Source organism: Paraburkholderia sp. BR13444 (genome assembly GCF_040948755.1).
Classification (GTDB): Bacteria; Pseudomonadota; Gammaproteobacteria; order Burkholderiales; family Burkholderiaceae; genus Paraburkholderia; species Paraburkholderia youngii.
The window spans coordinates 951,869-964,615 of record NZ_JBFPKM010000002.1 but is presented as its reverse complement, the minus strand read 5'-3'; the positions used below and the strand labels follow the sequence as shown (position 1 = coordinate 964,615).

At 64.0% G+C, this 12,747-nt stretch carries 11 protein-coding genes; 10 read left to right on the top strand and 1 reads right to left on the bottom strand.

Annotated features, from left to right (window positions below):
* Position 1: 1 nt before the first annotated feature.
* The 6 genes from AB3X95_RS08865 to lpxC all read left to right on the top strand — a co-directional run bounded on the left by AB3X95_RS08865 (position 2) and on the right by lpxC (position 6,272).
* Complete coding sequence (locus AB3X95_RS08865; protein ID WP_176121918.1) at positions 2–943, top strand: D-alanine--D-alanine ligase; 942 nt, start codon at positions 2–4, stop codon at positions 941–943.
* Positions 944–966: 23 nt separating this feature from the next.
* The gene (locus AB3X95_RS08860) at positions 967–1,719 is read left to right on the top strand and encodes a cell division protein FtsQ/DivIB (protein WP_176365561.1); all 753 of its coding nucleotides are present in this window, start codon (positions 967–969) and stop codon (positions 1,717–1,719) included.
* Positions 1,720–1,746: 27 nt separating this feature from the next.
* Entirely contained in the window at positions 1,747–2,979 is a 1,233-nt protein-coding gene (ftsA, locus tag AB3X95_RS08855) for a cell division protein FtsA (RefSeq protein ID WP_008921172.1), read from the top strand.
* 116 nt (positions 2,980–3,095) lie between these two features.
* On the top strand, positions 3,096–4,298 hold the full coding sequence (ftsZ, locus tag AB3X95_RS08850) for a cell division protein FtsZ (protein WP_013090606.1): 1,203 nt from the start codon (positions 3,096–3,098) through the stop codon (positions 4,296–4,298).
* Positions 4,299–4,563: 265 nt separating this feature from the next.
* Positions 4,564–5,067, top strand: a complete 504-nt coding sequence (locus tag AB3X95_RS08845; RefSeq protein WP_368621085.1) for a peroxiredoxin — start codon at positions 4,564–4,566, stop codon at positions 5,065–5,067.
* 287 nt (positions 5,068–5,354) lie between these two features.
* Positions 5,355–6,272, top strand: a complete 918-nt coding sequence (lpxC, locus tag AB3X95_RS08840; RefSeq protein ID WP_368621084.1) for a UDP-3-O-acyl-N-acetylglucosamine deacetylase — start codon at positions 5,355–5,357, stop codon at positions 6,270–6,272.
* 63 nt (positions 6,273–6,335) lie between these two features.
* Here lpxC and AB3X95_RS08835 read toward each other — a convergent pair whose 3' ends face one another.
* Complete coding sequence (locus AB3X95_RS08835; RefSeq protein WP_176104989.1) at positions 6,336–6,818, bottom strand: DciA family protein; 483 nt, start codon at positions 6,816–6,818, stop codon at positions 6,336–6,338.
* A 284-nt stretch (positions 6,819–7,102) separates the two neighbouring features.
* Here AB3X95_RS08835 and secA point away from each other — a divergent pair, with 284 nt between their 5' ends.
* The 4 genes from secA to AB3X95_RS08815 all read left to right on the top strand — a co-directional run bounded on the left by secA (position 7,103) and on the right by AB3X95_RS08815 (position 12,665).
* Complete coding sequence (gene secA, locus AB3X95_RS08830) at positions 7,103–9,919, top strand: preprotein translocase subunit SecA (RefSeq protein ID WP_176121915.1); 2,817 nt, start codon at positions 7,103–7,105, stop codon at positions 9,917–9,919.
* A gap of 154 nt (positions 9,920–10,073) precedes the next feature.
* Positions 10,074–11,315 carry a bifunctional glutamate N-acetyltransferase/amino-acid acetyltransferase ArgJ gene (gene argJ, locus AB3X95_RS08825; protein WP_368621083.1) on the top strand — a complete coding sequence of 414 codons (1,242 nt, stop codon included), beginning with the start codon at positions 10,074–10,076 and terminating at the stop codon, positions 11,313–11,315.
* A 37-nt stretch (positions 11,316–11,352) separates the two neighbouring features.
* Complete coding sequence (locus AB3X95_RS08820) at positions 11,353–12,222, top strand: ATP-binding protein (RefSeq protein WP_176365564.1); 870 nt, start codon at positions 11,353–11,355, stop codon at positions 12,220–12,222.
* Positions 12,219–12,665, top strand: a complete 447-nt coding sequence (locus AB3X95_RS08815) for an NUDIX domain-containing protein (RefSeq protein WP_184226499.1) — start codon at positions 12,219–12,221, stop codon at positions 12,663–12,665. The genes AB3X95_RS08820 and AB3X95_RS08815 overlap by 4 nt, the downstream gene beginning before the upstream one ends.
* The last annotated feature ends 82 nt before the right edge of the window (positions 12,666–12,747 follow it).

Genomic DNA, 12,747 nt, shown 5'->3' with positions numbered 1-12,747 from the left:
GATGAGCAGTATCGATCCGAAAAAATTCGGCAAGGTGGCCGTGCTGCTCGGTGGTAATTCCGCCGAGCGCGAAGTGTCGCTCAATTCCGGACGCCTCGTGTTGCAAGGTCTGCGCGACGCCGGCGTCGACGCGCATCCGTTCGATCCGGCCGAGCGTCCGTTGTCGGCATTGAAGGAAGAGGGCTTCGTGCGCGCGTTCAACGCGCTGCATGGCGGCTACGGCGAAAACGGGCAGATCCAGGGTGCGCTCGATTTTTACGGCATCCGCTACACCGGTAGCGGTGTGCTCGGCTCGGCGCTCGGTCTCGACAAGTTCCGCACCAAGCTCGTGTGGCAGCAGCTCGGCATTCCGACGCCGCCGTTCGAAGCGGTGCTGCGCGGTGACGACTACGAAGCGCGCGCGAAAGAAATCGTCGCGAAGCTTGGTCTGCCGCTGTTCGTGAAGCCGGCGAGCGAAGGTTCGAGCGTCGCCGTGATCAAGGTGAAGAGCGCGGACGCGCTGCCGGCCGCGCTGATCGAGGCCGTGAAGTACGACCGTATCGTCGTGGTCGAGAAGAGCATCGAAGGCGGCGGCGAGTACACCGCGTGCATCGCCGGCAATCTGGATCTGCCGGTGATCCGCATCGTGCCGGCCGGCGAGTTCTACGACTATCACGCGAAGTACATCGCCAACGACACGCAGTATCTGATTCCGTGCGGTCTGAGCGCCGCAGAGGAAGCGCGCCTGAAAGTGCTCGCACGCCGCGCGTTCGACGTGCTCGGCTGCACCGACTGGGGCCGCGCGGACTTCATGCTCGATGGCGAAGGCAAGCCGTACTTCCTCGAAGTGAACACGGCGCCTGGCATGACCGATCACTCGCTGCCGCCGAAAGCGGCGCGTGCGGTCGGCATCAGCTATCAGGAACTCGTGGTCGGCGTGTTGGCGCTGACGCTGCAGGATTAACCAGGGTAAGCGCAAGCAACACCATGTGGAACAACGTTCGCCAGCTCAATCTCGCCACCAACGCGCTGCACGCGTTGCTGGTGCTCGTGCTGCTGGCGGCGGGCGGTTACTGGATGATCCAGCGCCCGAATTTCGCGCTGCGCGAGATCCAGATCGACGGCGACACCGAGCACATCAATTCGCCGACGGTGCGCGCCGGCGTGGTGGGTCGCCTGAAGGGCAACTACTTCACGGTCGATCTCGACGCCGCGCGGCAGGCGTTCGAGCAGATGCCGTGGGTGCGTCACGCGAGCGTGCGGCGCGTGTGGCCGAATGCACTGGCTGTCACGCTCGAGGAGTACAAGCCGCTAGGGACGTGGGGCAGCGATCAGCTGGTGAGCGTGGACGGCGAACTGTTCACCGCGAACCAGGGCGAGCTCGACGGGGAACTGCCCGCGTTCGACGGCCCGGACGGTACGGCGAAGGAAGTCGTCGCGCGGTATCACGACTTTCAGAAGTGGTTCGCGGCGATCAACGCGACGCCCGAGGAAGTGACGCTGTCGCCGCGCTATGCGTGGACGGTGAAGCTGTCGAACGGCACGCAGGTGGAGCTGGGCCGCGAACGCAATCAGGACACGCTTGCCGATCGCAGCAAACGCCTGACCGCGGCATGGGGCGCGGTGACGCAACGTTGGGGAAAGGATATCGAGAATGCGGACTTGCGCTATCCGAACGGTTTCGCGATTCGTGCCGCTGGCATGCGCTTCATCAGCGAACCCGACAAGGGCAAGAAGTAAACGGACATCACACGCACTGAGCACGCTATGAGTAAAGACTATAAGGATCTGCTGGTCGCCCTCGACATCGGGACGTCGAAGGTGGTGGCCATCGTCGCCGAGTTGAAGGGCGAGGGTCACTACGAGGTGATCGGTCTCGGCCAGAGCGAATCGAAGGGGCTCAAGAAGGGCGTGGTGGTGAATATCGAAGCCACCGTGCAGTCGATTCAGCGCGCGCTCGAAGAAGCCGAGCTGATGGCCGACTGCAAGATCACGAACGTGTTCACCGGGATCGCCGGCAGCCATATCCGCAGCTTCAATTCGAGCGGCATGGTCGCGATCAAGGAGAAGGAAGTCACGCAGGCCGACGTCGCGCGCGTGATCGAAACGGCCAAGGCGATCAACATCCCGACCGATCAGCAGGTGCTGCATATCCTCACGCAGGAATTCATCATCGACGGTCAGGAAGATGTGCGCGAGCCGATCGGCATGAGCGGCATCCGCCTCGAAGTGAAGGTGCATATCGTCACCGGCGCGGTCAGCGCGGCGCAGAACATCGTCAAGTGCGTGCGCCGCTGCGGCCTCGAAGTGAACGACCTGATCCTGCAGCCGCTCGCGTCGTCGCTCGCGGTGCTGACGGAAGACGAAAAGGAACTGGGCGTGGTGCTGGTCGACATCGGCGGCGGCACCACGGACATCGCGATCTTCAGCGAAGGCGCGATCCGCCACACCGCCGTGATTCCGATCGCCGGCGATCAGATCACCAGCGACATCGCGATGGCGCTGCGCACGCCGACGCCGGATGCCGAAGACATCAAGGTCGATTACGGCATCGCCAAGCAGGCGCTCGCCGATCCGGACGAGATGATCGAAGTGCCGGGTCTCGGCGAGCGCGGTCCGCGCACGCTGTCGCGCCAGGCGCTGGCGGCCGTGATCGAGCCGCGTGTCGAAGAACTGTTTTCGCTCGTGCAGCAGGTGGTGCGCGAGTCGGGTTACGAAGAACTGCTGAGCTCAGGCGTCGTATTGACGGGCGGCGCGTCGATGATGATCGGCATGGTCGAGCTCGGTGAGGACATTTTCCTGAAGCCGGTGCGCATTGGCGTGCCGGAGTACGCGGGTGGTCTCGCCGACGTCGTGCGCAATCCGCGCTATTCGACGGCGATGGGCCTGCTCGTCGAAGGGCGCTCGCAGCGTATGCGCGGGCGCAAGGTTGCGGTGCAGTCGGGGTCGATGGGACAGGTGTTCTCGCGCATGAAGGACTGGTTCCTCGGCAACTTCTGAGCAAGGGTTTCGAGAAATTCGCGCTGGTGCCGGCGGCCGGTGCGCGACAGGAGGTTGCCCGATCTCCTGCCGGATAACGCCGAGTGGCAGTAACTTTTTATCTTGACGGAGGCAACATGGAATTCCAGATGCTGGAAACCGAAACGAGCGGCACCATCATCAAGGTCGTCGGAGTCGGTGGCGCTGGCGGCAATGCCGTTCAGCACATGATCAACAAAGGCGTGCAAGGCGTCGACTTCATCGTGATGAACACGGACGCGCAGGCTCTGTCGCGCTCGCGCGCCACCGCGGTGATCCAGCTCGGCAACACGGGGCTGGGCGCAGGAGCCAAGCCGGAAATGGGCCGCGCCGCCGCTGAAGAAGCACGCGAGCGCATCGCCGACGCACTGCGCGGCGCGCACATGGTGTTCATCACCGCCGGCATGGGTGGCGGCACGGGCACGGGCGCGGCACCGGTCGTCGCGCAGATCGCGAAGGAAATGGGCATTCTGACCGTCGGCGTGGTCAGCAAGCCGTTCGAATTCGAAGGCGGCAAGCGCATGCGCGTGGCGGAAGCCGGTTCGCAGCAACTGGAGGATCACGTCGACTCGCTGATCGTCGTGCTGAACGACAAGCTGTTCGAGGTGATGGGCGACGACGCCGAGATGGACAAGTGCTTCCAGTGCGCTGACGACGTTCTGAACAACGCGGTCGCGGGCATTGCGGAAATCATCAACGTCGACGGTCTCGTGAACGTCGACTTCGAAGACGTGAAGACCGTGATGGGCGAGCAGGGCAAGGCGATGATGGGCACGGCGACGGTCGCCGGTGTCGATCGCGCGCGTCTCGCGGCCGAGCAGGCCGTCGCGAGCCCGCTGCTGGAAGGCGTCGATCTGTCGGGCGCGCGTGGCGTCCTGGTCAACATCACGTCGAGCCGTTCGCTGCGTCTGTCGGAAACGCGCGAAGTGATGAACACGATCAAGAGCTATGCCGCGGAAGATGCCACGGTGATCTTCGGCGCCGTGTACGACGATGCGATGGGCGACGCGCTGCGCGTGACGGTCGTGGCAACGGGTCTCGGCCGTGCGGCGAAGAAGCAGCAATCGGCACCGATGACGCTGCTGCGCACCGGCACCGACAACCAGCCGGTCGGCGCGATGGCGCACGCAGCGTATGCACCGGCGGCAGGCCATGCCAGCACGGCCGACTACGGCGCGCTCGACACGCCGGCGGTGTGGCGCACGTCGCGCGACACGGCGGCCTCGCACGTGCAGGCGCTGCAGGAAAAGGGCGTCGATACGTACGACATTCCGGCATTCCTGCGCAAGCAGGCGGACTGAGCGCACGGGCAGGCTTCGTTGCCGCGCTGCGAGTCGCATCGCAGGTGCAGCGCTGGCGAACGAATGCACGAGCGTGGCGGGTGAACGGCAAGCAGGTCGCGTATCGTCTGGTTCGCGGCGGGGGCAACTGCCCTCTGCGGATTCGCGAAGCGGACGGAGTGACTGTCGCCGCGCGGTGTGGCTTATAGTTGCAAGGGCCGAACCGATATTCACTGCGACACGATGACGTGCGAGCGATGCTTCGCATCGATGCAAAGGACTGAGCATGATCAAGGAAGGTGAAAAGCTGCCCGACGCGACGCTCTTCGAGTACGTCGAAGACGACCGGGCGGGCTGCACGATCGGACCGAACAGTTTCGACGTGCGCGAGCAGACGGCGGGCAAACGCGTGGTGATCTTCGGATTGCCCGGCGCGTTCACGCCGACCTGTTCGGCCAAACATGTACCGGGCTATGTCGAGCTTGCCGAGCAGTTGCGCGCTGCCGGCATCGACGAAATCTGGTGCGTGTCCGTCAACGACGCGTTCGTGATGGGCGCGTGGGGACGCGATCAGCACACCTCGGGCAAGGTGCGCATGATGGCGGACGGTAGTGCGGCTTTTACACGGGCGCTTGGTCTGGAGCAGGATCTGTCGGCGCGCGGCATGGGGATTCGTTCCCTGCGCTACGCGATGGTGGTCGACGACGGCGTGGTCAAGACGCTGAACGTCGAGGCTGCCGGCAAATTCGAAGTCAGCGATGCAGCGAGTATCCTCGCGACGTTGAGCTAGTTCCTGACGTCGCACCTTCGCCGCGGCCCGCGTGCTTATGCCGCGTGGCGTTAGGGCAACGGTGATTACGACGCTTTTGTGACAGGCCGTTACGCGGGCCGATGACCGGAAACGCCTCCGTTCCGGGGCATCGGCCCGTCACGCTTTCCATCGCTAAGCCCAATGGGTAATGCAGCGAAACAGATTGTCACGTTCCCCGCAAAGACGCTGGTCTGGGGATTGGAGTATAATTGCGGCTATGGAATAAAAAATCCTGATTAGGATTTTCAATCGAATAGAAGACCACCATGTTGAAGCAGCGCACAATCAAATCGATCGTCAAGACGGTCGGCATCGGGTTGCACTCCGGCCGTAAAGTCAATCTGACGCTCCGTCCGGCGGGGCCGGACACTGGCATCGTGTTTTCGCGCGTGGATTTGCCCACGCCGGTGGACATTCCTGCGTCGGCGATGGCGATTGGCGATACGCGTCTGGCTTCCGTGTTGCAGAAAGACGGCGCGCGCGTGTCGACCATCGAGCATCTGATGTCCGCCTGCGCCGGTCTTGGCATCGACAACCTTTACGTCGACGTCACCGCCGAAGAAATCCCGATCATGGACGGGAGCGCGGGTTCGTTCGTGTTCCTGATCCAGTCGGCGGGTATCGAAGAGCAGAACGCGCCGAAGAAATTCATCAAGGTCACGAAGCCGGTCGAAATCCGCGACGGCGACAAGTTCGCGCACCTCGATCCGTATTTCGGCTTCAAGCTCAAGTTCACGATCGACTTCCGTCACCCCGCCGTCGACAAAACCGGTCAGGCGCTGGAAGTGGATTTCGCCAACACGTCGTACGTGCGCGAAATTGCGCGCGCCCGCACGTTCGGCTTCGCGCATGAAGTGGAAATGATGCGTGAGCTCGGCCTCGCGCGCGGCGGCAGCATGGACAACGCGATCGTGCTCGACGAGTACCGCATCCTGAACAACGACGGTTTGCGTTACGACGACGAGTTCGTCAAGCACAAGATGCTCGACGCGATCGGCGACCTGTACGTGGTCGGTCACCCGCTGCTCGCGTCGTACACCGCATACAAGTCGGGCCACGGCCTGAACAACGCGCTGCTGCGTGAGCTGCTCGCGCACGAAGACTCGTACGAACTCGTCACCTTCGAAGACACGCAGAAAGCCCCGCGCGGCTTCGCGTACGAAACGCAGACGGCGTTCGCATAAAGCCAGCGTGACAGGCAGGCAAATGAAAAACGGCCCCTCGGGGCCGTTTTTTTCGTTCAGCGTTCAGCGATTGCGCCGATGCCGCGCGGCCATGCGCGCAAGCGCTTCCTGCAACGGCGACGGCTCGAGCGATTCGCTCAACGCCTGCAGCGCGGCGGCGCCGGCCGGCGTCATGCGCGCCTGCTTGACGGGCGGCGGTTCTTTCAGCGGCTGCGGCCGCACGCGAATTTTCAGCGACTGCACGGGCCAGCCGCGCTGCTGCAAATCGACCAGCAGCCGCGGCTCCAGATGCCGCAGACGCGCCGCAAGCGCGTTGTGCGCGGCGAATAGGGCCAGCACGCCCTCCTTGATGAAGCCGGGCTCGACACTCGTCGCCAGATAATCGGGCAAAAGCTCGCGCAGGTCCTTCTCGAGCGCGGCGATCTGCTCGACGCCCGCGCGCAGCGCCGCGAACGCGTCCGTGCGGCCGAGAACCTCGGCGAGCGGTTGCGGGCGGCGCAGGTCGAACTGCTTCGGCGGCCTTGAAAAGGACGAAAAACGGCTCATGTTTGGCATTGACACGTGAGCTCGCCCCATGCGCGCTCACGCCGCGATTGTACCGCGCGGGCAGCTTGCGATGCCGGTCGGCGCCGCGCCGAAGGTTGCCCGACAGGGCCGGCCAGAGCCGGCGCCGTCACGGCTACGACACGAGCGCAGCCGGAGGCGCGTGCTAAAATGCCCGATTCGAATTCACTCTTGGACTAAGCCGCCGAGGACTTTCCGACCCAGGCGCGGTATGCATGTAGCGCACACCGCGAGCCAGCCGAAGCCGCGACGCAGACACCGATCCGATGACCACCGGTTTTCTACAGAAGATTTTTGGCAGCCGTAATCAGCGGCTTGTCAAGCAATATCAAAAGACCGTCGCGGCGATCAATGCGCTCGAGCCGCAGATCGAGCAATTGACGGATGACCAACTGCGCGCCAAAACGGGTGAATTCCGCCAGCGCGTCGCGAGCGGCGAATCGCTCGACAAGATCCTGCCGGAGGCGTTCGCGGTCTGCCGCGAGGCCAGCAAGCGGGTGCTGAAGATGCGCCACTTCGACGTGCAGCTGATCGGCGGTATGGCGCTGCACTACGGCAAGATCAGCGAAATGCGCACCGGCGAAGGCAAGACGCTCGTCGCGACGCTGCCGGTCTACCTGAACGCGCTGTCGGGCCGCGGCGTCCACGTGGTCACGGTCAACGACTACCTCGCGCAGCGCGACGCCGAATGGATGGCGCGTCTCTATAACTTCCTCGGTCTGTCGGTCGGTATCAACCTGTCGCAGATGGAGCACACGGCGAAGCAGCAAGCGTACGCCGCCGACATCACCTACGGCACCAACAACGAATTCGGCTTCGACTATCTGCGCGACAACATGGTCTACGAGACCGACGCGCGCGTGCAGCGTAGCCTGAACTTCGCGGTCGTCGACGAGGTGGACTCGATCCTGATCGACGAAGCGCGTACGCCGCTGATCATCTCCGGCCAGGCCGAAGATCACACCGAACTCTACGTGCGCATGAACGCGCTGCCGCCGCTGCTCGAGCGCCAGATCGGCGAAGAGAAGGCGGACGGCACCGGCGTCGAGAAGCCGGGCGACTACACGCTGGACGAAAAAGGCCGTCAGGTGTTCCTGACCGAGTCTGGCCACGAAAAGGCGGAGCGGCTGCTCTCCGAGTGGGGCCTGATCGGCGAGGGCGAAAGCCTGTACGCGCCGCAGAACATCACGCTGATGCACCACGTGTACGCGGCGCTGCGCGCGCACACGCTGTTCTTCAAGGATCAGCACTACGTCGTGCAGAACGGCGAAGTGATCATCGTCGACGAATTCACCGGCCGTCTGATGGCCGGCCGCCGCTGGTCGGACGGTCTGCACCAGGCGGTCGAGGCGAAGGAGCACGTGAAGATCCAGAGCGAGAACCAGACGCTCGCGTCGATCACGTTCCAGAACTACTTCCGCATGTACGCGAAGCTGGCCGGCATGACCGGCACGGCCGACACCGAAGCGTACGAATTCAACGAGATCTACGGTCTCGAAACGGTCGTGATCCCGACCAACCGTCCGCCCAAGCGGATCGACAAGCAGGATCAGATCTACAAGACCGCGAAGGAACGCTACGACGCGGTGATCCGCGACATCCGCGAGTGCTACGAACGCGGGCAGCCGGTGCTGGTCGGCACGACGTCGATCGAGAACTCGGAGCTGCTGTCGCATCTGCTGAAGCAGGCCGGCTTGCCGCACGAAGTGCTGAACGCGAAGCAGCACGCGCGCGAAGCGGCGATTGTCGCCGAAGCGGGCCGTCCGCAACGCATCACGATCGCAACCAACATGGCCGGCCGTGGCACGGACATCGTGCTCGGCGGCAACGCGGAGAAGCAGGCGTCGTTCATCGAACAGGACGAAACGCTCTCCGACGACGAAAAGCAACGCCGCATCCAGAAGCTGCACGACGAATGGCAGACGCTGCACGATCAGGTGAAGGCCGCGGGCGGTCTGCACATCATCGGCACCGAGCGTCATGAGTCGCGCCGGATCGACAACCAGCTGCGCGGCCGTGCTGGCCGTCAGGGTGACCCGGGTTCGTCGCGCTTCTATCTGTCGCTGGAAGATCCGCTGCTGCGCATTTTCGCGGGCGACCGCGTGCGCGCGATCATGGACCGTCTGAAGATGCCGGAAGGCGAGGCGATCGAAGCAGGCATCGTCTCGCGTTCGATCGAATCGGCGCAACGCAAGGTCGAGGCGCGCAACTTCGATATTCGTAAGCAATTGCTCGAATACGACGACGTGTCGAACGACCAGCGCAAGGTGATCTACCAGCAGCGCAACGAATTGCTCGAAGCGAACGACATCACCGAGACCATCACCGCGATGCGTCATGGCGTGATTTCTGACATCGTGCATCAGTTCGTGCCGGTGGGCAGCATCGAAGAGCAGTGGGACGTGCCCGAGCTCGAAGAAGTGCTGCGCAACGAATGGCAGCTCGACCTCGCGATCCAGGAAATGATCAACGAGTCGAACTCGATCAGCCCGGACGAGATTCTCGAAGCGGTTGAAGCCGCCGCGGACGAGGGGTACGAGGCGAAGGTCCAGCTGGTCGGCCGCGAATCGTTCAGCGCGTTCGAGCGCTCGATCATGCTGCAGACGCTCGACCGCGCGTGGCGCGAACATCTGGCCGCGCTCGACCATCTGCGTCAGGGCATCCATCTGCGCGGCTATGCGCAGAAGAACCCGAAGCAGGAATACAAGCGCGAGGCGTTCGAACTGTTCGCCGCGATGCTCGACGCGGTGAAGCTCGAAGTTACGCGCATCGTGATGAACGTGCAGATCCAGTCGCCGGAGCAGCTCGAAGCGGCCGCGGAACAGATGGAAGAGCAGGGCGGTCATCTGGAGAACGTCGAGTTCCGTCATGCCGAGTTCGCAGAAGCCGGCGCCGCCGCGCCGGTTGCAGCCGAAGCGGCCACCGCCGCGATGATCGGCGACGCGATGAGCCACGGCCACGGCGCAGCGCCGCAGGCCGCCGTGCATATGCATACCGACAACGTGCCGAAGGTCGGCCGCAACGACCCGTGCCCGTGCGGTAGCGGCAAGAAGTACAAGCAGTGCCACGGCAAGATCGCATAATTGCCGACGCGGCGCGCTTCAGGGCGCGCCGCGTCGTTTTTGAGTGCCGCTTGGCCGTTTTGATTTCGCGGGTGACCCGGCAACACGCCCGGGTCATCAGTTCCGTTTCCCCGATGCCGGCGTCCGCCGGCATTTTCTTCGACAGGTCGCGACCATGGCTGTCAACTTTCCCTCGATCGATCCCGCTCAACTCCACCCCGTCGCCGGCGTCACGCTAGGCTGGGCGGAAGCGCATATCCGCAAGCCGAACCGCAAGGACGTGCTCGTCATTTCCGTCGACGAAGGCGCGACGGTAGGCGGCGTGTTCACGCAGAACCGCTTCTGCGCGGCGCCCGTCACGGTCTGCCGCGAGAACCTGCAGCGCGTGCGCGCGGGCGGCAAGCCGATTCGCGCGCTGGTGATCAACACCGGCAACGCGAACGCGGGCACCGGTGAGCAGGGCCTCGCGGCGACGCGCGAAACCTGCGCGGAACTCGCGCGTCTCGCCGACATTGCGCCCGAGCAGGTGCTGCCGTTCTCGACGGGCGTGATTCTCGAACCGCTGCCGGTCGATCGTCTGAAGGCCGGTTTGCCGGCCGCGCTCGCGAACCGCAAGGAAGCGAACTGGTACGACGCGGCACAGTCGATCATGACGACCGACACGCTGCCGAAGGCGAGCTCGCGCCAAGTCACGATCGACGGCCACACGGTCACACTGACCGGCATCAGCAAGGGTGCCGGCATGATCAAGCCGAACATGGCGACCATGCTCGGCTTCCTCGCGTTCGACGCGGCCGTCGCGCAGCCCGTGCTCGACGATCTCGTGAAGCACGTCGCGGACCGCTCGTTCAACTGCATTACGATCGATGGCGATACGTCGACCAACGATTCGTTCATCCTGATCGCGTCGGGCAAATCGAGCCTGCCCGCGATCACGTCCACCGATTCGCCCGCTTATGCAGCGCTGCGCGACGCGGTGACCGAGGTCGCGCAGAGCCTCGCGCAACTGATCGTGCGTGATGGTGAAGGCGCGACCAAGTTCATGACAGTGCATGTCGAAGGCGGCTCGAGCGTCGGCGAATGCCGCCAGATCGCCTACGCGATCGGCCACTCGCCGCTCGTCAAGACGGCCTTCTATGCATCGGACCCGAACCTCGGCCGCATTCTTGCGGCCATCGGCTATGCCGGCGTGGACGATCTCGACGTCGGCAAGATCGATCTGTATCTAGACGACGTGCTGGTCGCGACTGCCGGCGGCCGCAACCCGGCCTACCGCGAAGAAGACGGCCAGCGCGTGATGAAAAAGAGCGAGATCGGCATTCGCGTCGTGCTCGGCCGCGGCAATGCGCAAGCCACGATCTGGACCTGCGATCTGTCGCACGACTACGTGAGCATCAACGCCGACTACCGCTCGTAATCCGGTTCAAAGCGCGGCCGCTGGCCGCCCACTTACCATGGACAAACTCGAACAGTTTCTGACCCGGGCCGAAGCCGTGCTCGGTCGCCTGGAAGCGATGCTTCCGCCCGCCGCGCCGGACATCGACTGGTCGGCCGCGGTCGCTTTTCGCTGGCGCAAGCGCCAGGGGCGCGGCTACCTGCAGCCGGTGCCCGCCATTTCGTCGATCACGCTCGACGACCTGCAGAACATCGATCGCCAGAAAGGGCTGATCGAACAGAACACGCGCCAGTTCGTGCGCAGCCAGCCGGCCAACAACGTGCTGCTGACGGGCGCGCGGGGCACCGGCAAGTCGTCGCTGATCAAGGCGTGTCTGAACGCGTACGCGAAAGACGGCCTGCGTCTGATCGAAGTGGACAAGGACGATCTGCACGACCTGGGCGACATCGTCGATCTGATCGCGAAGCGCCCGGAGCGCTTCATCGTGTTCTGCGACGACCTGTCGTTCGAAGAAGGCGAGTCGGGCTACAAGGCGCTGAAGGTCGCGCTCGACGGCTCGGTCGCCGCGCAGTCCGACAACGTGCTGATCTACGCGACGTCGAACCGCCGCCATCTGCTGCCCGAGTACATGAGCGACAACGAGACGTACAAGCACATGCCGGACGGCGAGATTCATCCAGGCGAACTGGTCGAAGAGAAGATTTCGCTGTCGGAGCGTTTCGGGCTGTGGGTCAGCTTCTATCCGTTCAAGCAGGACGACTATCTGACGATCATCGCGCACTGGCTGCGTCATTTCGGTTGCGACGACACCGAGATCGAATCGGCGCGCGGCGATGCGCTCGTGTGGGCGCTCGAACGCGGTTCGCGCTCGGGGCGGGTCGCGTGGCAGTTTGCGCGCGACTGGTCCGGCCGTAAGACGCCGGCATGAGCGACGCTAGCAAAAACGCGGGCAGTAGCGCCGGCACCAACGGCGCCGGCCGTCCCGTCACCGAAGTCGCGGTCGGCGTGCTGGTGCAGCCGGATGGCCGCTATCTGCTCGCGCAGCGTCCGGCGGGCAAGCCGTACGAGGGCTACTGGGAGTTTCCGGGGGGCAAGCTGGAAGCGGGCGAATCAGTTGAGGCCGCGCTTGCGCGCGAGTTGCACGAGGAGTTGGGAATCGAGGTCGAGGCGAGCCATCTGTGGCATACGCTCGAACACGACTATCCGCACGCCTATGTGCGCCTCTTCTTCTGCAAGGTGACGCAGTGGTCGGGCGAGCCGCACGGGCGTGAAGGCCAGGCCTTCGTGTGGCAGAGCTTGCCTGCGGATGTCTCGCCATTGCTGCCGGCCACGATTCCGGTGCTGAAGTGGCTCGCGGCCGAGAATAAGTGACGGGTTGAAACCGAGTGACTGAAAAGGCCACGCGATAGCGGGCGCTGCCTCGGCAGCGTCGCGGTTCGCGTGGCTTTTTTAC